Below are 26,690 nucleotides of genomic sequence, written 5' to 3' on the forward strand. Positions count from 1 at the left end.
GGAAACATCGTACCGTTGGGAGCTACAATGGTCGACCTGAACGACGTCGCGATCTTTGCCCGGGTGGTCGAGGCCGGCAGTTTCACCGGCGCCGCCCGGCTGCTCGGGCTGCCCAAGACCAGCGTCAGCCGCCGGGTCGCCGAGCTCGAGCGGCAGGTTGGGGTGCGGTTGCTGCACCGGACCACCCGCAGCCTGAGGCCGACCGATGTCGGGCGGGTCTACTATGAGCAGAGCAGTGCGGCGCTGCGCAGCATCGAGGCGGCCAACGAGCAGCTGGCCGAGGCGCGGGCAGAACCGTCAGGAATCATTCGCGTCTCGGCGCCGGTCGGCTTTGCCGGGTTCTTCCTGATGCAGACGGTGTTCGAGTTCCTCGCTACCTACCCAAAGGCCAGCGTCGAGCTGCTGCTCACCGACGACCGGCTCAATCTCGTCGAAGCCGGCATCGATATCGCTTTCCGCACCGGATCGCTCAGCGACTCGACGCTGGTGGCGCGCAAGCTCGGAGCATCGCACAAGGTGCTGTGCGCCAGTCCCGAGTATCTGGCGAAGCGGGGAGAGCCGAAACTGCCCGCGGACCTCAGGGCGCATGATTGCATCATTGCCGGGTCGGCCATCGCAGGGGCGCAGTGGGTGCTGGAAGGACCCGACGGGACAGAGACGGTTGCGGTCAGCGGCCGCATCGCGGCAAACACCATGGAGATCGCCACGGCGGCGGTGCTCAGGGGTTTTGGGATCGCGCAGTTGCCGGCCTCGGCGGCGGCGCCGTCCATTGCCGACGGTCGGCTGCAACGCGTGCTGCCCGACTATGCGTCGGCGGTGGGCGGCGTTTACGCGCTCTACCCCTCGAGCCGGCACCTGTCGCCGGCGGTCAAGGCTTTCGTCGAACGCGCCGCCGAGCGGCTGGGCCGGGCCGCGGCGCGCGAGGGCTGCGCGCCGGAGGCGTTGGAGCTTTCTGCGGCCAGCTAGACGTGCGCTCCACGATGCCAGCCGCCGCAACGGGCGGCGGTCGACTGGGGTTGGCAAGGCGTAGACCCGCGATGTGTATATTATGGTTCAATCATACACATCGAGGGTGTGATGCGCACCAACATCGACATTGATGACGAGTTGATTGCCGAGGTGATGAAGGTCACCGGGACGACAACGAAAAAGGCGGCCGTCGAAGAGGCGCTGACGCGCGTCGCCAAGACCTACCGGCTGCGCAAGGCAATGGAGTCACTGCGTGGTATCGGTTGGGATGGCGATCTCGACGAGATCCGAGGCGGCTCGACAATTGTTGCCAAGAAGTGATCGTCGTCGACAGTTCGGTGTTTATCGCTGATTTGCGAGACGAAGCAACTCCGGCCACCCGCTTCATGCGCGCCCTTGAGGCCGAACATGAATTGGTCATTGGCGATCTGGTCGCACTCGAAGTGCTGCAGGGTATTGCCAATGAACGCGACGCGGCAGTGCTGGAGAACGCGCTGCTGAACTACGGCCTGACCACGATGCTCGATGAGCCAGTGGCCGTTGCGGCGGCGCGGAACTTTCGTACGCTGCGCCGCCGCGGTATCGCGCTCCGCAAGACGCCAGACCTGATCATCGCGACTTTTTGCATGGTGCACGGCCACCATCTACTGCACCAGGATTGCGACTTCGAGCATTTTGAGAAGCTGCTCGGCCTGCGGGTGTATCGCCCCCACTAGTGCCGGAAGTGCCTCATCCCGGTCATGATCATGGCGATGCCGGCGGCGTCCGCCGCATCGATTACCGCCTGGTCGTTCATCGAGCCGCCGGGCTGGATCACTGCGGTGGCGCCGGCTTCGACCGCCGCCAGCATGCCGTCGGGGAACGGGAAGAAGGCGTCGGAGGCGACGACCGAGTTGGCGGTGAGCGCGCCTTCGATGCCGGCGGCTTCGGCGGCGTCGATGGCCTTCCGATGCGCGACGCGGCTTGAATCGAGCCGGCTCATCTGGCCGGCGCCGATGCCGACAGTGGCGCCGTCCCTGACGTAGATGATGGCGTTCGACTTGACGTGCTTGGCGACTTTCATGGCGATCTTCAGGTCGCGCAGCTCGGCTTCGGTCGGCTGCTTTTTGGTCACCACCTTGAACTCGGTGTCATCGACATTGCGGTCGTCGCGACCCTGCACCAAGAGGCCCCCAGCCAGCGATTTCACCGTCAGGCCGCCGGCCTTGGGGTCGGCAAGCGCGCCGGTCAGCAGCAGGCGGAGGTTCTTCTTCGCCGCAATGATGCGGATCGCCTCCTCGGTGGCGTCGGGCGCGACGATCACCTCGGTGAACACCTTGACGATCTCGGTGGCGGTCGGCCCGTCGATGGTCTGGTTCAACGCCACGATGCCGCCGAAGGCCGAAACCGGGTCGGTGCGGTGGGCCAGCTGATAGGCTTCGATCAGCGTTTTGCCTATGGCGAAGCCGCAGGGGTTGGCGTGCTTGATGATGGCGACGGCCGGCACCGCCGGGTCGAACTCCGACACCAGCTCGAACGCGGCGTCGGTGTCGTTGAGGTTGTTGTAGCTCAGCGCCTTGCCCTGCACCTGGCGGGCGGTAGCGACGCCGGGGCGCTGCTCGCCGGTGGTGTAGAAGGCGGCCCACTGGTGCGGGTTCTCGCCATAGCGCATCACCTCCTTCAGCCGGCCGGCGAAGGAGCGATACGGCATCTCGGCATAGTCGAGGGTTCTGGCGAACCAGCTCGAGATCACCGAGTCATAGGCGGCGGTACGGGCATAGGCCTTGGCGGCAAGACGCTGGCGCAGCTCATAGGGCACGCCGCCCGAGGCGCGGATGTGCTCGAGCACCGCGTCATAGTCGGCGGGGTCGACGATGACGGTGACATAGGCGTGGTTCTTGGCCGCCGAGCGGATCATCGCCGGGCCGCCGATATCGATGTTCTCGATGGCCTCGTCGTAGGAGGCGCCCTTGGCGATGGTTTGCTCGAACGGGTAGAGGTTGACCACCACGAGGTCGATGGCGCCGATCTGGTGCTCGTCCATCGAGGCCTGGTGGGTGGGGTTGTTGCGCACCGAGAGCAGCCCGCCATGCACTTTGGGGTGCAGCGTCTTCACCCGGCCATCCATCATCTCGGGGAAGCCGGTGAGATCGGAGATGTCCCGCACGGCGGCGCCCGTCGAGGCGATGAGCTTGGAGGTGCCGCCGGTCGAAACCAGATCGACGCCCAGCCCGGCCAGCGCCTTGGCGAAATCGGCCATCCCGGTCTTGTCGAAGACACTGAGGAGGGCGCGCTTGATGGGAACAATGGCGTTGGACATGGGGGCTCCGTCACGGTTGAAGGGGGGCCCAGGCGAGCGGCAGCTGTCGTTCGCGTTCCCCGATGGTGGCCCATCTCTTCTCGCCAGTCGCGCGAACGCGGGCCTTATTGCAGAAACGGCCGACGTTGGGAAGGTATTCGGGAAAGATACCCGGTCAGTTCTCCTCGAGGGTAAAAATCCAGCTCACTTCGCTGGCGTCGGAGACGAGCGTATCGAGCACCAGTTGCTTGGTGCGATGGAAGCCGAAATAGGCGGATTGCCGGACGCTGTCCTCGATCCGCATCTCGGCGCCCTCCCAGAGGAAAGTCCAGACCGCGCCAGAGTTGAGGCGCAGGCGGATCAGGTCGTCGGTCAGTTGCACCTCGGTCTGATGGGCGAGGTGGAAGCGGATGGCGGCGGCACCGGAGACCCGGCTGCGATGACGCACGAAGCGATCCTGCCCGACGAGGGTCTTGCCCTCAGCGAGCAGCGTCAGGTGGCGCTCGAGGGTGACGCCGAAGCGCTCGGCATAGCCATGCGAGGTGATGATCAGCGTGTCATCGGCACTGCGCGCCTCGATTTCGCTGGGGCGGCCGAGCTGGATCAGGCGTCCGGCCAATGGACCGGACGGCGCGATCGCTGCGGCCGACTGGGCGTTGATGGTAGGCGCCGAATGGGCGATGCCCTGGCGGAACAGCAGCGCGTCGTCATAGTCGGATGGCGCCGGGCCGCAATTGCAGACCACGAGGTCGCGGCCGTGGCTGAACTCGAAGGCCATGGCGCTGGCATGAGCGTGGGCAGTGAACTCGGGATCGGCGACGAGGCCTGAATCGGCAACGACGATGGAGCGGCCGGCGATCAGGCGGCCATAGCCGCCGGCGGTGCCGGTCTGGCGGGCGCGGGCGGCGCTCTGCGCCTGGATGGCGACGATCAGGTCATGCGGCATCTGGCCGGTGCCGTTGAAATAGGCGGGCTCCCCGGTGCCGAGCGAGATGGCGTCGAGCGCCCGATGCATGCTCTCGGTCAGCTCTTCGAGGTCGCGCGAGGCCTGCTCGTGGTCGCGGCGCAGCGCCAGCTTGATGGTGATGAGCTCGATCAACAGCTGGATCTGGATCTTGGCGGAGCGGGTACGGTGCAGCCCGTCCTCGTCGATCTGGGTGTCGACGAGGTTCAGCACGTGCCGCACCCGCGCCTCGACTTCGGAATTGGGCCGGTCGGAGCACAGCGCCACGCCGACCAGCGCGATGGCGACGAGCAGCGCATCCACCGGATCGGTGGCGAGCAGCGCCCGGATCTTCAGCGACGAGATCTGGGTAGAGAGCGAGCGGGCGATCTGCTGGGTCTGCTCGAGCGAGGCGCCCTCGACGAGCAGGTTGTAGTGCCGCAGCCAGTTCAGCACGCGGCGGGCGGTGAGCGCCGGACTCCAGCTATCGCGGTCGAAATGGCCCTCGCGCCCGATCCAGTCGAGCGTCATGGTGCGGGCGAAGCGACGCTCCTCGTCGGTGCGGGCATCACGGAAATGGCGCAACCAGGCGAAGGCCTGCAGGTCGTCCTGCCAGTCGTCGTGGTCGACTTCGAGCGAAAACGGCGAGACACCGTGCGTGTCGACGAGCTTACTCGCCAGCAGGTAGCGGCCCTGCATCATCTCGAGGATGGTTTCGCGGTCGGTGGGACGGAACTCGGCCAGCGCGCCGATCAGGTCGTCATTGCTCGGGCCGGTCCAGGTCCAGCGGATCAGCGGATTGGTGACGACGTGATCGGCCGCGGACAGCAAGGTGCGGCGTGCGAGGAAACGCAGCGAATGTGCCAAGTCTACGTCCTCACATACGTTTGGCCGGCGGGCTCTGATAGGCCCGCGCGGACGACTTGCCAAGGGCCAGCCAAGTTACCTGGAAGAGGATTGCGTTTCGCTGAATCGCACTCCGCTCCATTCCCTGTTTGCCGCGAGATCGATCCCCGGATCGGGTCCGAGGAGGAAAAGTCTGCAACTTTTCCTGATCTCGCTCTAGCCACGCCGGAAGCGTGCAACGAAGAACCCATCGAGGGTGCCGCCCTTATCCCCAGGAACCAGCATGCCGGGGTGGGTACGGATGAACCCCTCTGGGGTGATGGCCTCGGGGAGGCCGGGCAGTTCGTCGGCGCCGATGGGAGCGGGCACGACGTCGTCGCGGGCAGCGAGCCAGCGGGCCTGCTCCTCGCCTTCGCCGGGTTCGAGCGAGCAGACGCAGTAGACCAGCACGCCACCGGGAGTAAGCCACCCTAGCGCGCGTTCGATGAACCGGCGCTGAAGGGCGACGCGCCCGGCGATATCGGCGGCATTGCGGTGCCAGATCACCTCCGGGTGGCGCCGGAAGGTGCCCGTTGCGGAGCAGGGCGCGTCGAGCAGGATGCCGTCGAACTTCTGGGCGGGCTCCCAACTCAGCGCATCGGCGGTAACGACTTCCGGCGTCATGGCGAGACGCGCAAAATTCTGCGCCATACGGGCGACGCGGTCGGGCTCGTTGTCGATGGCAGTGACGGCGTAGCCGGCATTGACCAGCTGCGCGGTCTTGCCACCGGGGGCGGCGCAGAGGTCGAGGACGCGAGCGCCCGGCTTGAGCTGCAGCAGCCGCGCCGGGATGGCGGCGGCGGCATCCTGCACCCACCAGCGGCCTGCTTCGAAGCCGGGCAGGGCCTCGACCGGGCGGTCGCGCTCGTCGATGCGGACGGTGTCGGCGAGCACCGGGGCGGCGCCGAGCGCCTCGATCAGTTCGGGTTCGACCGACTTGAGCGTCAGATCGAGCGGCGCGCCGTCGAGCAGGGCGTCGGCAAAGTCCTCGAGCGCCTCCTCGCCATAGCTGTCGCGCCACAGCGGGCCGAGGGTTTCGGGGAACAGCGCCTGGTAGGGCAGGTGGCGCAGCGCATGCGCCTCGCCCTGGGCGCGGCGCAGCACGGCGTTCATCAGCTTACCGAGGTGCTGGCTACGGGTGTCGCGCTTGCTGGCCTCGACGGCGAGGAAGATGGCGCTGTGGTCACCCAGTTCGGGCAGGAACACCAGGTGCGCCAAGCTCAATCGAAGGATGGCCTCGAATGGCCCAGATTTCTTCGGGATGCCGCGGTCGAGGAATCTCGCGATCATCAGGTTGAGCTGGCCGTGGCGGCGCAGCGCCACCGTCACCAGCTTGTTGGCCAGCGCCCGGTCGCGACCATCCTCGATCTCGGCGTGCGAAAAGGGGGCGAAGTTCGCCCCCTTGAGTACCTGATCGAGCCGGTCGGCCGCGAGCAGCCTCAGCTTCAGTCCAGGCGGGTGTTTCTGTTTCTTCAACGGCTCAGCCCCAGGGTCCGCGCGAGCTATTGCCATTCTCGCTCGAGCCTGTCGAGGGGACGCGCCAACCGCCGCCGGTATTGCGGGGGACGGTATCGTCGGCCGCGGGTTGCGGCACGGGCCGCCGGCCGGTGCGATCGACCTGCATTTCGCCAGCGAGGCGCTGCAGCTGGGCGATGCGGTTCTCGACGTTGGGGTGGGTCGAGAACAGGTTGTCCATGCGCTGCCCGTTGAGCGGGTTGAAGATGTACATGTGGGCCTGCGCCGGGTTGCGCTCGGCCGGGACGTTGACGGTCTGCCGCGCCAGCTGGCTGATCTTGTTGAGCGCCGAAGCGAGCCCCAGCGGGTCGCCGGAGATCTCGGCGCCGTCCTTGTCGGCCTCGTACTCGCGGGTGCGGCTCACCGCCATCTGCACCAAAGCCGCGGCGATCGGCGCAACGATCACCGCGATCAGCACGCCGATGGGCCCGAGCGGGTTATCGCGCGAATTGCCGCCGCCGAAGAACAGGCCGAACTGCGCCAGCATCGAGATGGCGCCGGCAATGGTGGCGGTCATCGTCATGGTCAGCGTGTCGCGGCTGCGGATATGCGCCAGCTCGTGCGCCACCACCGCCGCGACTTCACGCGGCTCGAGATAGCGCAGCAGCCCGGCCGAGACGGCAACCGCGGCGTTTTGCGGGTTGCGGCCGGTGGCGAAGGCGTTGGGCTGCTCGGTGTTGATGACGTAGAGTTTTGGCATCGGGATGCCGGCGCGCTGCGAGAGCGCCTCGACCGTGTTGTAAAGGTCGGGCTGGGAGCGCGGATCGACTTCGACGGCGTTCTGCATGCGCAGTACCATCTTGTCGGAGTTCCAGTAGGCGAAGAGGTTGGTGAGCGCGGCAATGATGAAGGCGATCCACATGCCGCCGGTGCCGCCGACAAAGTAGCCGACCGCCATGAAGATGGCGGTGAGGACAGCGAGCAGGACCGAAGTGCGGAGGAAGTTGAGCATTGCCGTTAAGTCTTGTACCTCGTGAGCGTCTGAACTGAAATTACATGGGATGGCGTGGGGTTCCCCACAAGGACCATGTCGAAACGGTAACCTGATGGACGAAACCCCACAAGCGAAGCCTCCCCTCAGCCCCGCAGCGCAGCGGGCGCTCGACGAGGCCGCGGCCCGCCGCGCCGAAATCGACGCTAAGGCAGCCGCCGGCAAGCGCGAGAAAGGCGGCCGCGGCGGGCTCGATCCGGCCCGCTACGGCGACTGGGAAATCAAAGGCCTGACCGCGGACTTTTGATCTCGTCGTTCCCGCATGATATACGTGAGGTCGATGTATATCATGGAGTTCCGGATGAAGGTCTCGAAATGGGGAAACAGCTTGGCGGTTCGCATCCCCACGGACGTGGTAGACAGCCTGAATCTCAAGGAGGGCGATGAGATCGAGCTGAGGCCAGTGGAGGGACTGCAGTTCGATGTGATCCGACAGGCAAGTCCCGAGGAAAGGCTTCGGCGGTTGCGTGAACTGATGCGCGGCACACTGCCAGCCGATTTCAAGTTCAATCGCGACGAAGCCAATGAGCGCTGACTTCGTCGATACAAACATTCTCGTCTACTTTGCGGAGGATCAGGAGGCGCGATCGCCGATCGCCGCTCGCATCCTGGCAGCGGGTTGTGTCGCCAGCGTTCAGGTTCTCAACGAGTTCGCCAATGTCGCGACGCGTCGGCTTGGCTATGACTGGGCTCGAACGAGGGAGACGCTGCAGCTGATCCGCAGCTTCCTTGACGTCCGCTCGGTCGACCTTGCAACGCACGAGGCCGCCATCCAGTTGGCCGAACGTCATGCTTTCCACGTCTATGACGCAACGATCATCGCGTCGGCCCTCGAGGCCGGCTGCACCACGCTCTACTCCGAAGATATGCAGCACGGCCAGCTGATCGCCGGCCGCCTGCGTATCGTCAATCCGTTCCGCTAGGCTGCCGCCGGCATCGCGCCGCCGCCGAACAGGCCGATGACGATACCCTGGATCACCAGCACGGCGAGGCCATAGCCGCCATCGATGGCGGTCAGCCGCCAGGGCAGGCCCTGGTAGCGGTGGTTGAGGATCAGGAAGGTGAGCACGAAGCCGGCCCACATGTGCACGCCGGCGAGAATGCCGTTCCACACATCGGTCGAGCCAAACAGCGCCGGGGTGATCAGCGCGATGAAGTAGGCCATCACCAGCTGCACCGCAAAGCCCCAGGCGAAGGGCGTCCAGTCGGCGGGGTTGAGTTGTTCGCGAGTCTTGCCGATGGCGCTCAGCCATTGCTTGCCGAGCACGTTGTACCAGATGGCGCCAAACCCCATGCTAGCGACGGCGGCAACGACGACGGCCAGCCAATTGACGGCGAAATGCATGATCGATCCCCCTCCGCTTAGTGCGGAACCCGAACTTACGGCGATTTGGGGGATTTGGGGAGATGGCCAGCGCACTGGCCACCCCTACACCCGGTGCTTACAGCCCACCCATCTTGCAGATCAGCTTCCACTCGGCCTCGGTGACGGGGCCGACGGAAAGGCGGGAGAGCTTCACCAGCGCCATGTTGGCGAGCTCCGGGGTCTTCTTGATGGTCTCGAGTGTCACCGGCTTGGGCAGTTTCTTCACCGGCAGCACGTCGACGCACTCCCAGACGATGTTGCCCTTCTCGTTCGGCTCGGCGGTGGAATCGGGGTGGGCCAGCGCCACCACCTTGATGATGCCGACGATCTCCTTGCCGATGTTGGAGTGGTAGAAGAACGCCTCGTCGCCGAGCTTCATCGCCTTCATGTTGTTGCGCGCGGTATAGTTGCGCACGCTGTGCCACTCCTCGGGAACGCCGCGCGCCACCACGTCATCGTAGGAATTGACGTCGGGTTCCGATTTCATCAGCCAGTAGGCCATCGCCGCCTCACTTGTTGGTGTTGTTGATCCCGAGGTGCCAGCGCTTGATGGTGATCTGATCGAACACGCCCTTCACCACGAACGGGTCGTGGCTGAAGGTTGCCTGCGCCTCTTCGAGGTTCTCGGCTTCGATCACCACGATCGAGCCGGTCATGTCGCCATTGTCGTCGAGGAACGGGCCGGCCAGCACCAGGCGGCTGCCGAGGCTATCGAGATGCTTCAAATGTTCGGGGCGCACTTCCTGGCGGCGGGCGAGGCCGTTGGGCCGGTCATGCGCGATCAAGGCATAAAGCAAAGTCATTCCTCCCGTTTGAGCGGCCGCGACATGAGGCCGGCTACGATATCTGCAATGGTGGTGGTGCCGCCGAGCAGCAGGTTTACCGCATCGATGAGCGGGGCGTCGATCAGCAGTTGGTCGGCCAGTTGCTTAGCCACCGGGGCGGTGAGCGCCCCCTCGGCGAGGTCGGTGCCGGGGCTCTCGCCGCGGCCGAGGCTCACGCCATAGCGGTAGTTGCGCGACTGGGTCGAGGTGCAGCTCAGCGTCAGGTCGCCGAGGCCTGCGAGGCCGGTGAGGGTCGAGGCGCTGCCACCCATGCGGACGACGAGGCGGGTCAGTTCGGCGAAGGCGCGGGCGAGCAGCGCCGAGCGGGCCGAAGCGCCGAGCCCGGCGCCGTCGACGGCGCCACAGCCGAGCGCGTAAACGTTCTTCAGCGCGCCGGCCAGCTCGACGCCGAGCCGGTCGTCGGCGGCGTAGAGCCGGAAGGTCGGGCCGGCGAGCGCAGCGGCGACCTCCGAGGTCCCCCTGGGGTCGTCGCCGGCGAGGGTGACGGCGGTGGGCCGTCCGGCCGCGACATCGGCGGCAAAGCTCGGGCCGCTCAGCACATAGGGAATGGCGGTGGGGGAGACGTCGGCGAGCACTTCGCTCTGCCGCTTCAGTGAGCCGTGCTCAAGCCCCTTGGCGGTCAGTACCACCGGCAGGTGCGCCAAGGCCGCGGCGATCGGCTTGAGCGCGGCGCGGCTCGCCTGCGCCGGTACGGCGACGATGACGAGGTCGACGTCCGGCAGCGCCAGCGCGCCGGTGATGCGGTCCGACAGCAGTTGGTTGCCCAGGTGCGCGCTGTTGCGGCGGTTGCGGTTGATGTCGTCGATCGCCGTGGGGTCGCGGCCGACCAGCGTCACGCTGCGCCCGGCGATAGCGGCGGCTTGCGCCAGCGCGGTGCCCCAGGCGCCAGCGCCGACGACGGCGACGCGTTCAAGCGCCATGGTTGAGCCCCATATCGGCGCTGTCGAGCGGCCAGCGCGCCTTAGCGGCGACATCGAGCGGATCGGCGGCGCCGAGCGCCAGCCGTTCGGCCCCGGCCCAGGCGACCATGGCACCATTATCGGTGCAGAGCGGGATCGGCGGGATGATCAGCACGGCGCCGGCCTTGTCGGCCGCCTCGCGCAGGGCCGCGCCGATCGCCTGGTTGGCGGCGACCCCGCCGGCAACGACCAGCCGAAGCGGCTGGCCGGGGAGCTCGGCGGCGTATTTTTCGAGCGCCGAGCGGGCGCGAACGGCGACGATTTCGGCCACGGTGCGCTGGAAGCTGGCGCAGATATCGGCGACGTCCTGGTCGGTCAGCGGCGCCTGCTGCTCGGCGGCGAGGCGCACGGCGGTCTTCAAACCGGAGAAGGAGAAGTCGAGCCGATCTTCCTTGAGCAGCGGTTTGGGGAAATTGAAGCGACGCGGGTCGCCGTGCACCGCCAGCTTCTCTACTTCCGGCCCGCCCGGATTGCCGAGCCCGAGGAGCTTGGCCACCTTGTCGAAGGCTTCGCCCAGCGCGTCGTCGATGGTGGTGCCCCAGCGCTCATAGTCGCCGACCCCGCGCACCAGCACGAACTGGCTGTGCCCGCCCGAAACCAGCAGCATCAGGTAAGGGAAGGCGATGCCGTCGGTTAGCCGGGCGGTGAGCGCATGCGCCTCGAGGTGGTTCACCGCGATCAGTGGCTTGCCGAGCGCCGCGGCGATCGCCTTGGCGGTGGTGAGGCCAACCAGCACGCCGCCGATCAAGCCGGGGCCGGCGGTGGCGGCGACGGCGTCGACCTCGCTGAGCTTGATCCCGGCGCTGGCCGCAGCGCGCGCGATGATGTGATCGAGATGGCTGACATGGGCGCGCGCCGCCAGTTCGGGCACCACGCCGCCATAGGGCGCGTGCTCCTCGAGCTGGCTGCGCACGATGTTCGATAGAATGGTCGCATGCCCGCTGGCATCGCGCTCGACGATCGAGGCGGCGGTTTCGTCGCAGCTGGTTTCGATGCCGAGCACTCTCATCAAACTTGTCCGTTACCTGTCTAAGGGGTAAGCCCAGCCCGGCTTTGGCCTACAATAGGTATGAACTGAAATGCAATCGGCGCCGTTCCTCCGCATCGGGACCCGGGGCTCCATGCTGGCGCTGGCCCAGGCGCAGCTGACGCAGCGGCTGCTGGCCGAAGCGCATGGCGTGGCGCTCGAGCGCATCGAGATCCGCGTCATCACCACCAGCGGTGACAGGCTCACCGACCGGCCGCTCAGTGAAGCGGGCGGCAAGGGGCTGTTCTCGCGTGAGATCGAGGCGGCGCTGGCCGCCGGCGAGGTCGATCTCGGGGTGCATTCGAGCAAGGATCTCGGGTCGTGGTTGCCCGATGGCATGGTGCTGGCGGCGTTCCTCGAACGGGAAGACGTGCGCGATGCGTTCGTCTCGCTGAAATACCCAGGCGTCTCCGAGCTGCCGCAGGGAGCAAAGCTCGGCTCGTCCTCGATCCGCCGCGCCGCGCAGATGCTGCGGGTGCGGCCCGACCTCGAGGTGGTGCAGTTCCGCGGCAATGTCGATACGCGGCTAGCGAAGCTCGAAGCCGGGGTGGCGGATGCGACGCTGCTGGCGGTGGCGGGTCTTAACCGGCTGGGTAAGCAGGACAAGATCACCGCCTATCTCGATCCCAGAGAGTTCCTGCCGGCGCCGGCGCAGGGCGCCATCGGCATCGAGATTCGCGAAGCCGATGCGCGGACCGCCGAACTGGTCGGCGTGCTGAACCACTTGCCGACCGCCACCACCATCGCGGCCGAGCGGGCGCTGCTCGCTACGCTCGATGGTTCGTGTCGAACGCCGATCGGGGCGTTTACCGAATTGAATGGGGTTTGGTGCAGGTTGACCGCCGAAATCCTCAGCCCGGACGGCCATGAATTCTATCGCGGCGCGGTTGAAGGTGCGGCAGCGGATGCCGCCAAACTCGGAACGCAACTGGGTGCGACGTTGCTGGAGCAGGCAGGGCCCGAGTTCCAGCGGCAGTTCAAAGGATAGGCTCGACTTGAAAATGCTCGTGACCCGGCCAGACCCCGACGCGAGCGATACCGCCGCAAGGCTCGGTGCGCTCGGGATCGAGGGCGTGCCGTGTCCATTGCTGGTGCACCAGACACTCGAGGTGAGCCTGCCCGAGCCGAAGGGCTTTGCGGGCCTGGTGCTGACCAGCGCCAATGCGCTGCGCGCGCTGGACGAGCGCGGCGTGCTCGCTCGGTACCATCAACTTCCGGTCTACGCAGTGGGCAACCGCACGGCCGCGCTGGCGCGCGACATGGGGTTCGCGACAGTGACCAGCGCCGACGGCGCCTTCGCCGACCTGGTGGAGCTCCTGGCGCATGCGCCGCTGACGGGGCCGCTGTTCTACCCGGCGGCACGCGACATGTCGGCGGATCTGGGCAAATCGCTGGCCTCGTTCGGGCGCATGGTGATCACCGCCGAAATCTACGCCATGAACCCGGTAACGGCACTGCCCGATGGCGTCGCGGAGCGGCTCAGCACCGGCGAGATCGAGGCGGCTCTGTTCTATTCCAAGCGCACCGCGCAGACCTTCGTGCGGCTCACGGAGCGCGGGCTGGAAAAGTCGGCGCGGGCGCGCTTCGGCGTGCTTTGCCTGTCCGAGGCGGTTGCCGCGCCGCTGCTCGATGCCCATTTCGTGCGGGTCGGGCTCTGTGACCATCCCAGCGAGGAGGCAATGATGGGACTTGCCTTGTCGTTCGCCCGCGACCAAAACCCATGATGACCGGAACAAGCAAGGAATTGCCGCATGGCTGAACGCAAGTCGGGGCCCGTCAAGCCGCCGGTCATCGAGCTCACGGCGCGGGAGGCCGAGAAGCCGGCCGCTGCGACGACGACGAGCGGCAAGGCGGCCGAGGCGGCGGAAGAAGCCGCAGCCGAGACACCCCCTGCTGCGGAAGAGCCGGTCCGTCCGATGCCCCCGCCGCCACGTCCGCAGGCGCGCCTTGCCATGCCGTGGAGCGCTATCTCCATTGCTGCAGTCGCCGGCGCGCTGCTCGGCGCGGGGATCGTCTACGGGCTCGGCAACTGGCTGCCGCTGCCAAACCAGCGCCCGGTGATCGCCGATCCCGCGGCGCGGCTCGATGCGACCGACAGCAGCCTCAACGAGATCGAAACCCGGCTCGCCGCCATCGAAGAGCACGCGAAGAGCCGAGAGGTCAGCCTCGACGCCAGCATCGCGCAGCTCGATGGCGGACTGACCGAGATGCGGCAGGCGATCGCCGCCGTGCCGGCGGCCGAACCGGTCGACCTGGCGCCGCTCGAAACCCAGCTCAAGGGCCTCGAGGATCGGGTGACGGCGATCGGCGCCGGCGCCTCCTCGGCCGATGCGACGGCGCTGGCAGAAACGATCAGCAGCATCGAGGCGGGGATCGCCGAGCTTCGCACCCAGTTGACGGCGCTCGACCAGCGGGTGATTGCCACCGACAGCGCGATCAGTGGCCTCAAGGGCGATGTCTCGGCCACGCAGACGGCGATCTCGACGCAGAACCAGACGCTCGGCGGCGCCGATATCGGCCCGGCAGTGCGCCTGCCGCTGATGGTGTCGGGGCTCGAAACCGCCATCGCCAATGGCCGGCCGTTCGCCGCCGAGCTTACCGGCCTCAAGGCGCTGCTGCCCGACCTCGCCGTACCGGGGCCGGTCGAAGCCGCGGCGGCAGAAGGTCTGCCCCGGCCCGATGTGGTGGTGGCGCAGTTCACTGCCGCGGTGCCCAACGTGCTGGCCGGCCGCGCCGCCGTCAGCACCGGCGACATGGGCGAAGATGCGCTCGAATGGATGAAGGGGCTACTGGCCCTCAGGCCGGTTGGCGAAGTGGCGGGTGATGCGCCCGAAGCGATCGTCTCGCGGCTCGAGGCAGCCGTGGGCCGGCATGATTTCAAGGCGGCGGCGGAGCTGTTGGCGCAATTGCCGCCGGCGATGCAGGCCGGTGCCGGCACGTCGGGGGGCGATATCACCAAGCTCGCCGCGGCCGAGGGTTTCGTTGCTGAATTGCGCAACCGGGCGCTGGCGCCGACGGCGGAGGCCAATCCGTGATCCGGCTCGCCTACTGGCTCATCGTCAGCCTCCTGGTCACCGCCGGCATCGCCTGGCTGATCAGCCTGCCGGGGACGCTCACCATCGAGTTCCTGGATTTCCGCATGCAGCCGCGGTTGGGCGTCGCCGCCTTCCTCGCGGTGGCGGGTGTGGTGCTGATCATCCTCGTCTGGGGCATCGTCAAGCGCGTCATCGCGGCGCCCTATTATCTCGCCCGGCAATCGCGCGAACGGCGCAAGGATGCCGGTTACATGGCGCTGTCGGACGGTTTCATCGCGCTGCAGGCCGGCGACGCCAATCGGGCCCGGCAACTGGCGCGCGAAGCGCGCGGCAACCTGCCGCGCAATGCCGCGGCGCAACTGCTCGAGGCGCGCGCCGACCTGGCGCTGGGCGACATGCATTCGGCCCGCGAGCACTACCGGGCGCTGATCACCAATCGCAAGACCGCTCTCGCCGCGCTCTCCGGCCTCTACGACCAGGCGCGCCAGCAGGGCCGGCCCGATGCGGCGCTGACCTTCGCGCAGAAAGCCATCGACATCTCGCCGCAGGCGCCATGGGCCCGCGAGGCGGTGTTCGACGATTTGACCCGCAACGGCCGTTGGGACGATGCCTACCGGATGATCGCCGATGAGCAGGCGGTGACGCGCGAGGAAAAGACCCGCAAGCGCCGCCGCCAGGCGGTGGTTGAAGCGGCGCGGGCGCAACTCGCCGAAGGCACCGACCCGCATGCGGCGCTCGAACATGCGCTCGCCGCGCTGAAGCTGGTGCCGGATTTCGTGCCGGCAGCGCTGATCGCAGCCCGCATCTACTCCAACCGCAACGAAGCCCGCCGGGCGATGAGCCTGCTGCGCCGAGTGTGGCGGGCCACCTCGCATCCCGATATCGCGACGCTGTTCGCCAATTCGGTGCCGGGCGTTTCCGCCGTCGAGCGGCTGAAACGCATCGGGGAACTGATCGATACCCCGCCCCCCAACAAGGCGAGCGCGCTGGTCTTGGCGCGCGCCTCGATCGATGCCTTCGACTGGGTCGGGGCGCGGCAGGCGCTGGCCGGCTACTCCAACGCCAACCCCTCGCAGGCGGTGTGCCTGTTGATGGCGGAGATCGAAGAGGGCCAGTCGGGCGACAAGGGCAAGGCGCGCGACTGGCTGAACCGCGCCGTGCGGGCGCCGCGCGATCCGGTATGGACCGCCGACGGCATCACCGCCGAGGAGTGGGAGCCACTGTCGCCGGTGACCGGCAAGCTCGATGCGTTCGAGTGGCGGGTGCCGACCAGCGCAGTGGCGACGCGCACCGGCACCACCACCCCTATGCTGCCCGAGGGCGCTTCGGCGCCGGCGGCAGCCGAACCGGAAAAGCCGCAGGGCGGGCCGCTGGCGCTGCCCGAGGCCTGATGCTTCGAAACGCTGCGTCAGCGCACTTGCGCGTGACAGGCGTCGCTTGTATTAGACCCCGCACTGGCGCATCGCTCGCGCCGGTCAGGCCGCATTAGCTCAGTCGGTAGAGCATCTCATTCGTAATGAGGGGGTCGCTGGTTCGAATCCGGCATGCGGCACCACCCTTTCACCATCACAGTGCTCTCCAGCCAGCGGTTCGCGCCGGGAGGCCGGGTTATGCGGTCATGCCGGACTGGCCCTGAGCGAGGTCACCTGCCCGAGCTGCAGGAGACCAGTACGCCAAACCGCTTCGTTTGGGCTGCAATGTCGACCAGGGTGAGCGGGGCAGCGCTGCTCGACGTCTGATACGCGATGGAATGCGCATCGAGGAAGCTCATGACGACACTGCCCTTGATAGCGAAGATGCCAAGCGCGTGCCAAACGCCGGCTTACAGCCGGATCGAGCATTGCAGCTTGCTTAGTGGCCGCCCGGCAGGCGACAAGGCCCGGTCATGGAGAGCCCCGATGCTAGCGACGAGCGAGATTGCCAAACTGAAGCGCGAGATCGCCACGCTGCGCGACATTGTCGGGCAGAGCCGGCCAGGGACCAAGAACCCGATGAGTTCGGCGGAACGGCTGTCACTCAAGTCGGAGATCGACCGCTGCATCCTCGAGCTCGATGAGCTCAGGGGCAAGCTCTCGCAGTAGCGATCCAGCGGGGCTTGCCGCAAAGGTGAAGCCGTTCCAGTTCGGAAGCGCTAGTCGTCCTTGACCTCGGTGTCGGGACGGTCGGTGCCTTCCGCGACTTCCTGATGCCAGACGCCGCGGGCGTCTTCATACTCGATGCCATCGGTCGCGCCGGCAACGCGCTGGCGCCGTGCAGCGGCTTCCGCCGCCTCATGCGCCGCGGCATGGCTGCGGAAGGTTTCCGACAGCACGTCGCCCACCTTGTAGGCCCAGCCTCCGTCATGCTGGACGACTTCATACTTTACTGTGCTCATGGCGGCTCTCCTTGAGATGCACTGGCAATGTAGGGTGCGCAGCCTATTGTTACGAGCAGTGGCCGGTCGTTCCGGTTTGCCGCCTCAAATCTCTCGTATTCGCGCGGGATTCATGACGAACGCGCCGAAGCAGCCTATCGTTGCAGACCATCGCGTGCGCCGCGCCTCACTCACCTGAGATGAAAGGGCCTGCCAGTGACTGCCTATCTCTTCCTGTTGCATGTCGCGGGGGCCGTGACGCTGATGCTGTGGGCGGTGCATATGGTGCATACCGGCACCGAACGCGGCTGGCGCCCGGAGATTACCGGGCTGCTCAGGGCGACGGATGGGCCGGTGCGCAGCGCTGCGGTCGGCGCCGGGCTGGGGCTGGCGCTGCAGAGCTCTACTGCCGCGGGGATGCTTGCTGCTGCTTTTGCCTCGCGTGGCATGTTCGCACTGGCAACCGGCCTCGCCATCGTGCTCGGGGCCAATTTCGGTTCGGCGCTGGTGGTGCTGATCCTCAGCCTCGATCTCAGCCTGCTGCCGCCGGTGCTGCTGGTCATGGGTGGGTTGCTGTTCTTCAAGGGCAAGTCACGGCGGGTAAAGCAGAGCGGCCGCGCGCTGGTCGGGCTCGGGCTGATCTTCGTGTCGCTGCAGCTGCTCAGCGAGGCCACGGCGCCACTCGGCGACAGCGCGGTCCTGCCGGCGGTGGTCCAGTATCTCGGCAAGGAGCCGCTGACGGCGCTGCTGGCCGGGGCGGCGATCGCCTGGCTGTTCCATTCTTCGGTGGCGACGATCCTCTTGCTGGTGGTGCTGTCGCAGCACGGGGTGCTGCCGTTCGAGGCGGCCGCGCCATTGCTGCTCGGCGCCAATATCGGCACGGCAATCGGACCGTTCGTCCTGACGCGCAACAGCAGTATCGAAGCCAAACGCCTGATGGCGGGGAACCTGATGACCCGCGTCGCAGGCGCCGTGCTGGCGCTGGCGGTGCTGCTGTTGGGCGGCTCGGTGCTGGCGGCCGGCTTCAGCCCGGTGCAGCAGCTGGTCGGGCTGCACCTCATCTTCAACGTGGCGCTGCTGCTCGTCGGCCTGCCGCTCACCGGCGTGATGGCCCGGCTGATGGAGCGGCTGATCCGCGCGCCGGCAACGACCGATCCGGCGGCGGCCATCGGGGTGCCGCCCAGCTGTCTCGACGAAGCAGCGGTGGGCGATCCCGGCATGGCGCTGGCCTCGACCACCCGTGAGCTGCTGCGTATGGCCGAGATTGTCGGCCGGATGTTCGAGCCGGTGATGGAGATCTACAAGGCCGGCGATGAGGAAAAGATTCGCCAGGCCCGGCTGATGGAGGCGGCGATCGACCAGGCGCAGAGCGACATCAAGCTCTATCTGGCGCGGGTGCAGTTCAATGAGGACAGCAACAGCGCGCGGCGGGGGCAGGATCTCGCGGCCATCGCGGTCAATCTCGAGTATGTCGGTGACGCCATCACCAAGACGCTGCTGCGGCTCGCCGAAGTGCGGCGCGAACAGCGGCTCGCTTTCTCGCCCACCGGCTGGCGCGAGCTGGCGGAGCTGCACAGCCAGGTGGTGGAGAACATGCAGCTGGCACGCAACGTGCTCGTCACCCGCGACCTCAACCAGGCGCGCAAGCTGGTGGTCGAAAAGACCCGGATGCGTGAGGCGGTGGCGGCCAGCCAGCGCCAGCATATGCAGCGGTTGAAGGACGGTACCGAGGCGAGCCTTGCCACCTCCAACCTCCACCTCGAGACGCTGCGCGCCATGAAGACCATCAACTCGCTGATGGCCTCGATCGGCTACCTGGTGCTCGAGGAGGCCGGCGAAGTGCTGGATCACCGGTTGAAGCCAACGGGCTAGAGCGCGCTTTCAGCTCCAGCGCTCAGCCGGTGGGCTGAGGCCCCGGCCCACGACGATAGACGCGCAGCTCGATCACTTCGGGTACATGCCATTCGAGTGACAGCATTACCGGGCGGCCACCCGTATCGTGGTCGACCTGGCGCAGGTGCTGCAGCGGCGCGCCAACCTCAACCTTCAGAAGTTCGGCCAGTTCGGCGTCAGCGTTGACCGGAGCCAGCACGGCCCGGGCGTGATCGACGGTGTGGCCGCGGTCGGCGAGGAGCTTGTAGAGCGAGCCGCCGAAGGCGGCGAGATCGGTGCGTTCATCGGCGATGTCGGTGGCGAGGCTGTCGATCGAGAACACCGCCGGCCGGCCGTCGGCGCTGCGGACGCGACGGATCACCACCACATCCGAACCGGGGGCAAGGTTCAGCGCCGCCACCACGGCGTCATCGGCCCGGACACGCGTAGCGCCGAGCACCTGCTTGGTGACGCTGAGGCCAGTGCTTTCGAGGTATTCGGTGTAGCTGAAATTGGTGTCGAGCGAGTTGCGCAGCCGCGGCCCCTCGGTGACGTAGGTGCCCGAGCCCTGGCGGCGGACGACATAACCATCCTCGATCAGGCCGCGCACTGCCTCGCGCAGGGTGATGCGGCTCACCGAGAACCGGGCGCACAGCGCATCTTCGTTGGGCAGTTTCGAACCAGGCGGAAACTCGCCTTCGATGATCGCGCGCCTCAGCTCGGAGCGGACGACATCGGGCAGCAGCGGGCGCGTTCTGGCTTGCAGCATGGGGATCTCGTAACAGGCGGGCTGGCGACGCAATTGATTAGTCGTCTCATGTTCGGATTGGCCGAGCAACCCGGTTACTGGGGGCGAGCTGAACTGTCGCGGTTGCGAGGAAGCGGACAAATCCGGCATGCTGGCGGCCGGAGCGAACAGCCGGGGTGTGAGCCACGATGAGTTACGATGCGCTGGTGTGGCTGCTGGTGGGGCTGGGGATCGGGGTCACGGCCAGCCTGTTGCTGCTGATCGGCTACTCGACGCTGGAACATGGGCGGCTGAGCCGCCGCTTCCGCAGGGCGCGCACCGCTGCAGCGGCGGTGGCTGCGCCGGTGGAAAAACCCGTCCCGGTCGCGCCGAAGACGTCGCTGCTGGCGCGGCCGGCAGCAAGGATCGAGGTCGCGGCCAAGCCGGTGGCCCAAGGCAAAGCCATGACCGAGGCGAAGCCGGCGGCAGATCCAAAATCGGTGGCGGACGACAAGCCGGCCCGACCGACGCTGGCGGTAGTTCCGGCGCCGGAGCCCAAGCCGGTTGCGGTCGCCGAACCGATGCCCGCTACGCCGGTGCTGGAGGTCAAGCCGGTCGTTGCGCCTTCCTCAGAGCCCGTTGCCGCGCCGCCCAAGCGGCTGCAGAGCGTCGAGGCGATGTTCGCCGAGGCCTTCGCCAATGACCGGCTGACGGTGTCGCCGGAGCCTGACGAGGCAGCGGGCGCTGCTAAGCCCGGGGCCGAAAAACCGCCAGGGTGAGTGCGCCGGCGCCCAACAACAAGCCGCCAAGCAGGCGGCTGTCCCCGGTCGAAATGGGGATGTGCGGCACCCACTGCCGATAGAACGGAAACAGAAGTAACAGGATGGCGACCAGGAGTGCCGCCAGGCCTACGGACCGCATGTTGCCCCTCCGCGATGTGGCGGAAACACAGTGATACAGCCGGTGACGCTTAAATTCCGGTTCGGATAGTATCCGCCTAAACCGTTAACGGAACTCTCTTTATCGAGGGCCGGTAACCGATCACCGGAATCTGAAGTGCCGGTGAGGCAACTCCTCCAGGGGAGCGGCGTTCCTTCAGCAAATGGCGTGGGGCCAACCCCGCGCGGCCAAGGAGACGTCATCATGCAAAAGGCAGAACTCGACCGCCTGCTGGAAAAGACCGTCGCCGATGCGCTCGGCGTGCGTATCCCCACCCACCGGCGCGCGCCGCCGGATAAGGCGAAGCATCATGCCAAGGCGCCACGCCGGCACAGGCAAATGGTGCGGGAACTGCATCCGGCCTGATTGGACTTTCTTCCGGCCTCGTCTAGATTCGCGCCCGCTTGATGGGGAGTCGTGACGATGGAGGGGGTGCCGGCAGCGGAGATCGCGCGATTGCGCGCGCTGGTGATCGGCACCCTGCCGCAGTTCGCGGGCGGCAATTTCGTCCCCCTCACCGAAGGCTGGGACAGTGTCGCGCTCGAGTGTGACGGCTGGATCTTCAAGTTTGCCCGTCATCCCGATGCCGAAGGGCGGCTCAGGCGGGAAGTGGCGCTCCTGGCATTCCTCAAGCCGCGGGTCACCATGCCGTTGCCGCAGATGGTGCTGCATGAAGGGCCAGTGCCGTTCTCACAGCACCTGAAACTGCCCGGCTCATCGCTGGAAAAGCCGCAATACCTTGAGCTCGACGAGGGTCGGCGCAACGCGCTGGCGACCCGCATGGCGCAGCTCTATGCAGAGCTCCACGCGCTGCCGCTCAACCGCATGCAGGCGGTTGGCGCCACAGGCGTCGATCCGTGGATGAGCCCGGACGAGATCCTGGTGCGGACCGAGGCCAAGCTGCCGCGGGGCTACAAGGGTTTCGTGAAGCGCACCATGGCGGCGTACCGCAAGCTCACCATTGAGGGCGACGAACTGGTCTACGGCTATTTCGATGGCCATGGCTGGAACATGGCGTTCGACCATGAGACCGGCATGCTCAACGGCGTGTTCGACTTCGCCGATTCCGGCTTCGGCTCGCGCCACCGCGACCTCAGCTACACGAACTGGATCTCGGCCGACCTGACGCTGAGGATCATCGAGCGCTACGAGGAACTGGCGCGGATCAAGGTCAACCGCGACCTGGTGATGCTCTATTCATCGGCCCTGCGCCTCGCCGAGCTGGCCGAAGAGTTTCTGTCCGACGAGCACGCCGTGACGAACGTCGTCGACTGGGTGGCGGAACTGAAGCAGCTGGGGTTCAGTACCTGACGCTGTGACCGCAACGTGGACGATGGGCTGGGCCGGTCGCCGCGAGCCTGCCTTGCTTGGGGTGATGGATCTTCGAGCTGGTAGCTTCTCTCCCACCCACCGGCTGTCATCCCAGCGAAAGCTGGGACCCATTTCACAGCCTGCGCCGAAGGCGAGTTGGGTTCCAGCTTTCGCTGGGATGACACCGAGTGTGGGGTGATTGCGGTGAATCGACCCCCAGCACGTAACGTTGGAGCACCTCTCCTAGGTGCACCGAGAAAAGCTTTTCCTTCACCCTTGTGCGTGACGGGAAAACATGCGACGAAGCATTCAAGAAAAGCTTTTCCCACATTCGTGAGCCGGCCATCACGTGCCTGCCGCGAAACGACCCGGAAAAGCTTTTCCTCGCCATTCCCCGGGAGGAACCCTGCGTGTCGCGGGGCCGGAGGGCGGCACGGCAAATCGAGGGAGGAAGCCGATGAACCTGAAGAAACTAACGATGGGCGCGGTGGCCATGGCCACGCTGCTCGCGGCGATGCCGATGTCGGCATGGGCCGAAGACCTGCAGATGTGGGAACGTTCAGGCGGCAATGCCGGCATGGTGGACGCGCTGGTCGCTGCCTGGAACGAGAAGAACCCCGATCGCAAGATCGTGCTGACCTACATTCCGCACACCGAAATGGTGCCCAAGCTGGCGCAGTCGATCGCCTCGGGCGAAGTGCCGGACCTGATGGGTCTCGACCTGATCTACGGGCCGCAGTTCGAAGCGGCCGGCCAGCTCGAGGACATCACCAGCTATTTCGCCGACGATGCTTCGATCAAGACCGCCAGCCCTGGCCACATGAAGGTCTCGACCTATGACGGCAAGCTCTATGGCGTGCCGCTCTATGCGGACGTCTCGGCGCTGTTCTGGAACAAGGACCTGTTCAAGAAGGCCGGGCTCGACCCGGAAGTGCCACCCAAGAGCCTCGCCGAGATCCATGACTTCGCCAAGAAGATCACCGGCGTCGAAGAGGGGGCTTATGGCTATTACCTGGCGGGCAACTGCGCCGGCTGCAACATCTTTACCTTCGGCCCGCTGATCTGGGCCTCGGGCGGCACGATCGAGCCGGCCGACGCTGCGGCCGAGCCGCTGACTGGCGACGCGGTGCCCAAGGTGCTCGAATGGGCCCGCATGATGCACAAGGAAGGGTTGATCAACCCGGCCAACCAGGCCGAGAACGGCGAGACTTTCCACCTGCAGTTCGGCTCGGGCAAGGTCGGGATGATGGGTACGGGCAATTTCAACATCACGCTCGCCCGTGAGCAGAACCCCAACATGAACTTCGGCATCACTCTGCTGCCCGGCCTCGAGGCCGGCCAGACGGCATCTTTTGCCGGCGGCGATATCGTCACCGTGCCGAAGGGCTCCAAGCGCGTCACCGACGCGGTCGACTTCATGAAGTTCATCCTGTCGGACGAGGTTCAGGTCGAGGTCTATGCCAAGATGCTGAACATGACGACCCGCGGCGACATGGTGGACAACAAATACTATGCCGAGGAGCCGCTGATCAAAGACGTGGCCAAGGCCATCGATATCGGCGTCACGCCCTATACGCTGAAATTCTTCGAGCTGATCAACTCGCCGCAGGGCCCGTGGCTGCAGATGCTGCAGCGCGTCTACTACACCGATGATCCGATCGATACGATCATCGCCGACGCCAAGCAGCAGATGAAGGATATCGCGGCCGAGTAAGCACGGCCCACATCCTGGCGGTGCTTCGTCCCGGTGAAGCACCGCTCACTTCCCTCTCGCCGAGAACACGAAGCGCCCATGAGCATCTACTCGACCAGATCCAATCGGCTCACGGGCCTTCTCTACCTCGCGCCGGCGCTGGCGTTCGTCGCTGCCTTCACCGCCTGGCCGCTGGGCCAGATGCTTTGGGTGTCGCTCAACTCGTGGTCGCTGATCACGCCGCCGAAGTTCATCGGGCTCAACAATTTCACCAAGGCCTTCAACGACAAGCAGTTCTGGGTGTCGCTGGGCTTCACCCTCAAATATACGCTGCTGATCACCCCGATCCTGATGATCGGTGGCTATGCCATTGCGCTGCTGACGGTGAAGAATACACCGCTCCGCCGCTTCACCCGCGCCGTGGTGTTCGTGCCGGTGGTGATCGGGCTCGGGGCCTCGAGCCTGCTCTGGTACTGGCTGTTCTCTACCGACTACGGCTTCGTCAACCGGCTGCTGCTCGATTTCGGCCTGATCGACAAGGCGGTGATCTGGCTCGGCGTCGATGCCGACCGCTCGAACTGGGCGATCATCGTCTCGGTGGTGTGGAAGGTACTCGGTTTCGGCATGATCCTGTTCGTTGCCGCCATCCAGGCGATCCCGCCCGAAGTATCGGAAGCAGCGATGGTCGATGGCGCGAGCCCGTGGCAGCGGCTGACCCAGGTGACGCTGCCGCTGACGCTGCGGACGGTGCTGTTGGTGACGCTGATCTCGGTGATCGGCTCGCTGCTGGCCTTCGACCAGTTCTACATCATGACCGCCGGGCAGCCGCAGAACCTCACCGCCACCTCGGTGTTCTACGTCTATCTCAACTCGTTCCCCTACCTGAAGCTCGGCTATGGCGCGGCATTGTCGCTGATCCTTGCCGTCATCATTCTCGTCTTCACCATCATCCAGATGCTGCTGACCCGCCGGAGCCATGCCTGATGAGTGCCGATCTCGCCCAGAGCATAGACGAGACGGCCGCCGGCAATGGCGTGCTGGGGCGCCTGTGGCGCAGCCGCACCAAATACCTGGTCGGCGCGGCGTGCCTCTTCATCTGCGTCGTCATGCTGGCGCCGCTCCTCGCCTCGGTGCTGGCCTCGGTGAAATCGACCGCCGAAGCCGCTGCGGTGCCGCCAACTTATGTGCCGCAGAGCTGGAGCCTCGACAGCTACCTGAAGCTCTGGGTCTACCAGGCCGGGCTGCCGGTCTACCTGCTCAATTCCTTCGGCACCGCCTTCATGGCGATCGCCTTCTCGCTGCTGCTCACCGTGCCGCCCGGCTACGCGCTGGCGCGCTTCCCGATCCCGGGCAAGGAGCTGCTGTTCGTCTTCCTGCTCCTGGCGCTGATCATCCCCTACCAGGCGCTGCTGACGCCGATCTTTCTGATGTTCGCGCAGCTGAAGCTCACCAACTCGCTGATCGGCCTCGCCATCATCCACACCGCGATCCAGCTGCCATTCTCGCTCTACATCATGCGCAACGCCTTTGAAGCGGTGCCGATCGAACTGGAGGAAGCGGCGGTGATCGATGGCTGCAACTCGTTCCAGGTGCTGGTCCGCATCTGCTTGCCCTCGGTGGTGCCGGCAATGATCACGGTGGCGCTGTTCGCCTTCATCACCTCGTGGAACGAGTTCCTCGGCGCGCTGGTGATGATGAACCGGCAGGACAGCTTCACCCTGCCGCTGATCCTCGCGGCGGCACGCACCGAAACCAGCCTTGGCGGCACCGACTGGGGCATGCTGCAGGCCGGGGTGACGATCTCGGTTATCCCCTGCGTCGGCATCTACCTGATGTTGCAGAAGTACTATGTTTCGGGCCTCCTCGCGGGAGCCGTGAAGTAGGACCCCGATGACCGACGAGCCAGATCCCTTGTCCAGCCCCCCAGCAAATGAACGCACCGGCCGCCATGGCCCGACCATTCGCGACGTGGCGCGGATTGCCGGCGTGTCGATCGGCACGGCGTCCAAGGCACTGAACTCGAACGGGCGGCTCAGGCAGGAGACGCGCGACAAGGTCACCACGGTGGCGCGCGAGATCGGCTATCGCCCCAACGACATGGCGCAGAGCCTGCACCGCACCCGCTCGATGACCGTAGGGGTGCTTTCCACCGACTCGTTCGGCCGCTTCACGTTGCCGATCTTCCAGGCGCTCGAAGAGGTGTTCGCCGACCGGGGCATCGCCATTTTCATGTGCAATGCCACCGACGACCCTGAACGCGAGCGGCAGCATCTCGATCAATTGCTCGGCAAACGTATCGACGGGCTGGTGGTCACTGCCCGCCGCGCCGACAAGCGGCCGCCGGTCGGCCCGCTGCCTGCCGGGCTGCCGGTGATCTATGTGTTTTCGCAAGCCGACGATCGCGATGCGCTGTGCCTGTTGCCCGACGACGAGGGCGGGGCGCGGCTGGCGGTCAGGCACCTGGGCGAGGTGGGCAAGCGGCGTATTGCACATATCACCGGGCCTGAGCATTTCGAGGCAGTGCAGCTCAGGCGTCGCGGCTACCTCTCGGCGCTGGCCGAGCTCGGGCTCACCGCGCATCCTGAGCTCTATCTCTCGGGCAAATGGACCGAGGCCTGGGGACGCGACGCTGTCGCGGCGCTGTTCGACGGCAAGACCGATCGGCCCGATGCGATCTTTTGTGGCAACGACCTGATTGCCCGCGGCGTCGTCGATGCCTTGCGGGAACGCGGCATCGCGGTGCCGGGTGAAGTGGCGGTGGCCGGCTTCGACAACTGGGATGTGATGACCGCGGCGGCGCGGCCGCCGCTCACCAGCGTCGACATGAACCTTTCGGCGCTCGGCCACGAGGCCGGGCGGCTGCTGATCGAGATGATCGGCGGCGAGACGGTGCGGGGGATCCGCCGGCTGCCGTGCACGCTGGTGGTGCGCGAGTCCACCGGCACAACCAGTTGAATTCAGACACCCGGCCGCTCGCTCGGC

General features: G+C 66.4%; 30 protein-coding genes, 1 tRNA gene and 1 riboswitch. Of the genes, 20 read left to right on the plus strand and 11 right to left on the minus strand.

All coding sequences use genetic code 11. From position 1 onward, the window contains the following. Positions 1 to 27 precede the first annotated feature (27 nt). The 3 genes from ASC68_RS04365 to ASC68_RS04375 all read left to right on the plus strand — a co-directional run bounded on the left by ASC68_RS04365 (position 28) and on the right by ASC68_RS04375 (position 1,685). Positions 28 to 966, plus strand: coding sequence for a LysR family transcriptional regulator (locus ASC68_RS04365; protein ID WP_055875255.1), 939 nt, complete (start codon positions 28 to 30; stop codon positions 964 to 966). 111 nt (positions 967 to 1,077) lie between these two features. Then, positions 1,078 to 1,290, plus strand: a complete 213-nt coding sequence (locus ASC68_RS04370; RefSeq protein ID WP_055875258.1) for a type II toxin-antitoxin system VapB family antitoxin — start codon at positions 1,078 to 1,080, stop codon at positions 1,288 to 1,290. Continuing rightward, on the plus strand, positions 1,287 to 1,685 hold the full coding sequence (locus ASC68_RS04375) for a PIN domain nuclease (protein WP_055875261.1): 399 nt from the start codon (positions 1,287 to 1,289) through the stop codon (positions 1,683 to 1,685). The genes ASC68_RS04370 and ASC68_RS04375 overlap by 4 nt, the downstream gene beginning before the upstream one ends. Here the strand turns inward: ASC68_RS04375 and purH are convergent. From purH to htpX, 4 genes are all read right to left on the minus strand, one after another. Continuing rightward, complete coding sequence (gene purH, locus ASC68_RS04380) at positions 1,682 to 3,268, minus strand: bifunctional phosphoribosylaminoimidazolecarboxamide formyltransferase/IMP cyclohydrolase (protein WP_055875263.1); 1,587 nt, start codon at positions 3,266 to 3,268, stop codon at positions 1,682 to 1,684. The two genes, ASC68_RS04375 and purH, sit on opposite strands and share 4 nt — an antisense overlap. Positions 3,269 to 3,287: 19 nt before the next feature. Next, positions 3,288 to 3,369: riboswitch (ZMP/ZTP riboswitch) on the minus strand. Positions 3,370 to 3,422: 53 nt separating this feature from the next. Beyond that, positions 3,423 to 5,057, minus strand: a complete 1,635-nt coding sequence (locus tag ASC68_RS04385) for a heparinase II/III family protein (RefSeq protein ID WP_055875265.1) — start codon at positions 5,055 to 5,057, stop codon at positions 3,423 to 3,425. 195 nt (positions 5,058 to 5,252) lie between these two features. Further along, positions 5,253 to 6,551 (minus strand): RsmB/NOP family class I SAM-dependent RNA methyltransferase, encoded by a 1,299-nt coding sequence (locus ASC68_RS04390; RefSeq protein WP_055875267.1) that lies wholly within the window; start codon positions 6,549 to 6,551, stop codon positions 5,253 to 5,255. Positions 6,552 to 6,555: 4 nt separating this feature from the next. Then, on the minus strand, positions 6,556 to 7,542 hold the full coding sequence (htpX, locus tag ASC68_RS04395; RefSeq protein WP_055875269.1) for a zinc metalloprotease HtpX: 987 nt from the start codon (positions 7,540 to 7,542) through the stop codon (positions 6,556 to 6,558). Between the two features lie 94 nt (positions 7,543 to 7,636). On the opposite strand from htpX, the gene ASC68_RS04400 reads away from it, so the two are divergent. The 3 genes from ASC68_RS04400 to ASC68_RS04410 are packed head-to-tail and all read left to right on the plus strand — an operon-like array spanning position 7,637 to position 8,504. Then, entirely contained in the window at positions 7,637 to 7,828 is a 192-nt protein-coding gene (locus tag ASC68_RS04400; protein WP_055875272.1) for a DUF1674 domain-containing protein, read from the plus strand. A 54-nt stretch (positions 7,829 to 7,882) separates the two neighbouring features. Then, on the plus strand, positions 7,883 to 8,116 hold the full coding sequence (locus tag ASC68_RS04405; protein ID WP_055876010.1) for an AbrB/MazE/SpoVT family DNA-binding domain-containing protein: 234 nt from the start codon (positions 7,883 to 7,885) through the stop codon (positions 8,114 to 8,116). Next, the gene (locus ASC68_RS04410; protein WP_055875275.1) at positions 8,106 to 8,504 is read left to right on the plus strand and encodes a PIN domain-containing protein; all 399 of its coding nucleotides are present in this window, start codon (positions 8,106 to 8,108) and stop codon (positions 8,502 to 8,504) included. The genes ASC68_RS04405 and ASC68_RS04410 overlap by 11 nt, the downstream gene beginning before the upstream one ends. Here the strand turns inward: ASC68_RS04410 and ASC68_RS04415 are convergent. The 5 genes from ASC68_RS04415 to tsaD form a co-directional block, all read right to left on the minus strand. Then, entirely contained in the window at positions 8,501 to 8,926 is a 426-nt protein-coding gene (locus ASC68_RS04415) for a DUF1761 domain-containing protein (protein WP_055875278.1), read from the minus strand. The two genes, ASC68_RS04410 and ASC68_RS04415, sit on opposite strands and share 4 nt — an antisense overlap. 97 nt (positions 8,927 to 9,023) lie before the next feature. After that, positions 9,024 to 9,449: an EVE domain-containing protein gene (locus ASC68_RS04420; protein WP_055875281.1), complete on the minus strand. Its 426-nt coding sequence runs from the start codon at positions 9,447 to 9,449 to the stop codon at positions 9,024 to 9,026. A 7-nt stretch (positions 9,450 to 9,456) separates the two neighbouring features. Further along, positions 9,457 to 9,750 carry a YciI family protein gene (locus ASC68_RS04425; protein ID WP_197421043.1) on the minus strand — a complete coding sequence of 98 codons (294 nt, stop codon included), beginning with the start codon at positions 9,748 to 9,750 and terminating at the stop codon, positions 9,457 to 9,459. Continuing rightward, a complete protein-coding gene (locus ASC68_RS04430; RefSeq protein WP_055875285.1) occupies positions 9,747 to 10,712 on the minus strand; it encodes an NAD(P)H-dependent glycerol-3-phosphate dehydrogenase in 966 nt (321 codons plus the stop codon). Before ASC68_RS04430 ends, ASC68_RS04425 begins: the two co-directional genes overlap by 4 nt. After that, positions 10,702 to 11,760 (minus strand): tRNA (adenosine(37)-N6)-threonylcarbamoyltransferase complex transferase subunit TsaD, encoded by a 1,059-nt coding sequence (gene tsaD / locus ASC68_RS04435; RefSeq protein ID WP_055875288.1) that lies wholly within the window; start codon positions 11,758 to 11,760, stop codon positions 10,702 to 10,704. Before tsaD ends, ASC68_RS04430 begins: the two co-directional genes overlap by 11 nt. Positions 11,761 to 11,830: 70 nt before the next feature. On the opposite strand from tsaD, the gene hemC reads away from it, so the two are divergent. From hemC to ASC68_RS04465, 6 genes are all read left to right on the plus strand, one after another. Then, positions 11,831 to 12,766 carry a hydroxymethylbilane synthase gene (gene hemC, locus ASC68_RS04440; protein ID WP_055875291.1) on the plus strand — a complete coding sequence of 312 codons (936 nt, stop codon included), beginning with the start codon at positions 11,831 to 11,833 and terminating at the stop codon, positions 12,764 to 12,766. Positions 12,767 to 12,779: 13 nt separating this feature from the next. After that, on the plus strand, positions 12,780 to 13,502 hold the full coding sequence (locus tag ASC68_RS04445; protein WP_055875294.1) for a uroporphyrinogen-III synthase: 723 nt from the start codon (positions 12,780 to 12,782) through the stop codon (positions 13,500 to 13,502). A gap of 27 nt (positions 13,503 to 13,529) precedes the next feature. Further along, complete coding sequence (locus tag ASC68_RS04450; RefSeq protein ID WP_055875297.1) at positions 13,530 to 14,813, plus strand: hypothetical protein; 1,284 nt, start codon at positions 13,530 to 13,532, stop codon at positions 14,811 to 14,813. Continuing rightward, on the plus strand, positions 14,810 to 16,204 hold the full coding sequence (locus tag ASC68_RS04455; protein WP_055875300.1) for a heme biosynthesis HemY N-terminal domain-containing protein: 1,395 nt from the start codon (positions 14,810 to 14,812) through the stop codon (positions 16,202 to 16,204). Before ASC68_RS04450 ends, ASC68_RS04455 begins: the two co-directional genes overlap by 4 nt. A gap of 88 nt (positions 16,205 to 16,292) precedes the next feature. Beyond that, positions 16,293 to 16,368 (plus strand) — tRNA-Thr (locus tag ASC68_RS04460). Between the two features lie 343 nt (positions 16,369 to 16,711). After that, complete coding sequence (locus tag ASC68_RS04465) at positions 16,712 to 16,894, plus strand: hypothetical protein (protein ID WP_055875303.1); 183 nt, start codon at positions 16,712 to 16,714, stop codon at positions 16,892 to 16,894. Positions 16,895 to 16,944: 50 nt separating this feature from the next. On the opposite strand, the gene ASC68_RS04470 is transcribed toward ASC68_RS04465, so the two are convergent. After that, a complete protein-coding gene (locus tag ASC68_RS04470) occupies positions 16,945 to 17,187 on the minus strand; it encodes a DUF2188 domain-containing protein (protein WP_055875306.1) in 243 nt (80 codons plus the stop codon). A 195-nt stretch (positions 17,188 to 17,382) separates the two neighbouring features. On the opposite strand from ASC68_RS04470, the gene ASC68_RS04475 reads away from it, so the two are divergent. Continuing rightward, a complete protein-coding gene (locus tag ASC68_RS04475) occupies positions 17,383 to 19,038 on the plus strand; it encodes a Na/Pi cotransporter family protein (protein WP_082527879.1) in 1,656 nt (551 codons plus the stop codon). A 22-nt stretch (positions 19,039 to 19,060) separates the two neighbouring features. Here ASC68_RS04475 and ASC68_RS04480 read toward each other — a convergent pair whose 3' ends face one another. After that, entirely contained in the window at positions 19,061 to 19,807 is a 747-nt protein-coding gene (locus ASC68_RS04480; protein ID WP_055875310.1) for a GntR family transcriptional regulator, read from the minus strand. A 167-nt stretch (positions 19,808 to 19,974) separates the two neighbouring features. Here ASC68_RS04480 and ASC68_RS04485 point away from each other — a divergent pair, with 167 nt between their 5' ends. From ASC68_RS04485 to ASC68_RS04510, 7 genes are all read left to right on the plus strand, one after another. Further along, positions 19,975 to 20,544 (plus strand): hypothetical protein, encoded by a 570-nt coding sequence (locus ASC68_RS04485; protein WP_055875314.1) that lies wholly within the window; start codon positions 19,975 to 19,977, stop codon positions 20,542 to 20,544. Between the two features lie 364 nt (positions 20,545 to 20,908). Continuing rightward, on the plus strand, positions 20,909 to 21,070 hold the full coding sequence (locus tag ASC68_RS28575) for a hypothetical protein (protein WP_156387232.1): 162 nt from the start codon (positions 20,909 to 20,911) through the stop codon (positions 21,068 to 21,070). A 57-nt stretch (positions 21,071 to 21,127) separates the two neighbouring features. Next, complete coding sequence (locus ASC68_RS04490; RefSeq protein ID WP_055875320.1) at positions 21,128 to 22,015, plus strand: aminoglycoside phosphotransferase family protein; 888 nt, start codon at positions 21,128 to 21,130, stop codon at positions 22,013 to 22,015. A gap of 457 nt (positions 22,016 to 22,472) precedes the next feature. After that, positions 22,473 to 23,729, plus strand: a complete 1,257-nt coding sequence (locus ASC68_RS04495) for a sugar ABC transporter substrate-binding protein (RefSeq protein WP_055875322.1) — start codon at positions 22,473 to 22,475, stop codon at positions 23,727 to 23,729. 78 nt (positions 23,730 to 23,807) lie between these two features. After that, positions 23,808 to 24,692, plus strand: a complete 885-nt coding sequence (locus ASC68_RS04500; protein ID WP_055875325.1) for a sugar ABC transporter permease — start codon at positions 23,808 to 23,810, stop codon at positions 24,690 to 24,692. Then, on the plus strand, positions 24,692 to 25,591 hold the full coding sequence (locus tag ASC68_RS04505) for a carbohydrate ABC transporter permease (RefSeq protein WP_055875328.1): 900 nt from the start codon (positions 24,692 to 24,694) through the stop codon (positions 25,589 to 25,591). The genes ASC68_RS04500 and ASC68_RS04505 overlap by 1 nt, the downstream gene beginning before the upstream one ends. 28 nt (positions 25,592 to 25,619) lie before the next feature. Then, positions 25,620 to 26,663, plus strand: a complete 1,044-nt coding sequence (locus ASC68_RS04510; RefSeq protein ID WP_055876016.1) for a LacI family DNA-binding transcriptional regulator — start codon at positions 25,620 to 25,622, stop codon at positions 26,661 to 26,663. Positions 26,664 to 26,690: the final 27 nt, after the last annotated feature.

This window comes from Devosia sp. Root105 (assembly GCF_001424865.1).
Lineage (GTDB): Bacteria > Pseudomonadota > Alphaproteobacteria > Rhizobiales > Devosiaceae > Devosia_A.

Coding starts and splice junctions, on each gene's coding strand:
- ASC68_RS04365 (WP_055875255.1), top strand. CDS start 28: ATGGTCGACCTGAACGACGTCGCGATCTTTGCCCGGGTGGTCGAGGCC.
- ASC68_RS04370 (WP_055875258.1), top strand. CDS start 1,078: ATGCGCACCAACATCGACATTGATGACGAGTTGATTGCCGAGGTGATG.
- purH (WP_055875263.1), bottom strand. CDS start 3,268: ATGTCCAACGCCATTGTTCCCATCAAGCGCGCCCTCCTCAGTGTCTTC.
- htpX (WP_055875269.1), bottom strand. CDS start 7,542: ATGCTCAACTTCCTCCGCACTTCGGTCCTGCTCGCTGTCCTCACCGCC.
- ASC68_RS04400 (WP_055875272.1), top strand. CDS start 7,637: ATGGACGAAACCCCACAAGCGAAGCCTCCCCTCAGCCCCGCAGCGCAG.
- ASC68_RS04405 (WP_055876010.1), top strand. CDS start 7,883: ATGAAGGTCTCGAAATGGGGAAACAGCTTGGCGGTTCGCATCCCCACG.
- ASC68_RS04410 (WP_055875275.1), top strand. CDS start 8,106: ATGAGCGCTGACTTCGTCGATACAAACATTCTCGTCTACTTTGCGGAG.
- ASC68_RS04415 (WP_055875278.1), bottom strand. CDS start 8,926: ATGCATTTCGCCGTCAATTGGCTGGCCGTCGTCGTTGCCGCCGTCGCT.
- ASC68_RS04420 (WP_055875281.1), bottom strand. CDS start 9,449: ATGGCCTACTGGCTGATGAAATCGGAACCCGACGTCAATTCCTACGAT.
- ASC68_RS04425 (WP_197421043.1), bottom strand. CDS start 9,750: ATGACTTTGCTTTATGCCTTGATCGCGCATGACCGGCCCAACGGCCTC.
- ASC68_RS04430 (WP_055875285.1), bottom strand. CDS start 10,712: ATGGCGCTTGAACGCGTCGCCGTCGTCGGCGCTGGCGCCTGGGGCACC.
- tsaD (WP_055875288.1), bottom strand. CDS start 11,760: ATGAGAGTGCTCGGCATCGAAACCAGCTGCGACGAAACCGCCGCCTCG.
- hemC (WP_055875291.1), top strand. CDS start 11,831: ATGCAATCGGCGCCGTTCCTCCGCATCGGGACCCGGGGCTCCATGCTG.
- ASC68_RS04445 (WP_055875294.1), top strand. CDS start 12,780: ATGCTCGTGACCCGGCCAGACCCCGACGCGAGCGATACCGCCGCAAGG.
- ASC68_RS04450 (WP_055875297.1), top strand. CDS start 13,530: ATGGCTGAACGCAAGTCGGGGCCCGTCAAGCCGCCGGTCATCGAGCTC.
- ASC68_RS04465 (WP_055875303.1), top strand. CDS start 16,712: ATGCTAGCGACGAGCGAGATTGCCAAACTGAAGCGCGAGATCGCCACG.
- ASC68_RS04470 (WP_055875306.1), bottom strand. CDS start 17,187: ATGAGCACAGTAAAGTATGAAGTCGTCCAGCATGACGGAGGCTGGGCC.
- ASC68_RS04480 (WP_055875310.1), bottom strand. CDS start 19,807: ATGCTGCAAGCCAGAACGCGCCCGCTGCTGCCCGATGTCGTCCGCTCC.
- ASC68_RS04485 (WP_055875314.1), top strand. CDS start 19,975: ATGAGTTACGATGCGCTGGTGTGGCTGCTGGTGGGGCTGGGGATCGGG.
- ASC68_RS28575 (WP_156387232.1), top strand. CDS start 20,909: ATGCAAAAGGCAGAACTCGACCGCCTGCTGGAAAAGACCGTCGCCGAT.
- ASC68_RS04490 (WP_055875320.1), top strand. CDS start 21,128: ATGGAGGGGGTGCCGGCAGCGGAGATCGCGCGATTGCGCGCGCTGGTG.
- ASC68_RS04495 (WP_055875322.1), top strand. CDS start 22,473: ATGAACCTGAAGAAACTAACGATGGGCGCGGTGGCCATGGCCACGCTG.
- ASC68_RS04500 (WP_055875325.1), top strand. CDS start 23,808: ATGAGCATCTACTCGACCAGATCCAATCGGCTCACGGGCCTTCTCTAC.
- ASC68_RS04505 (WP_055875328.1), top strand. CDS start 24,692: ATGAGTGCCGATCTCGCCCAGAGCATAGACGAGACGGCCGCCGGCAAT.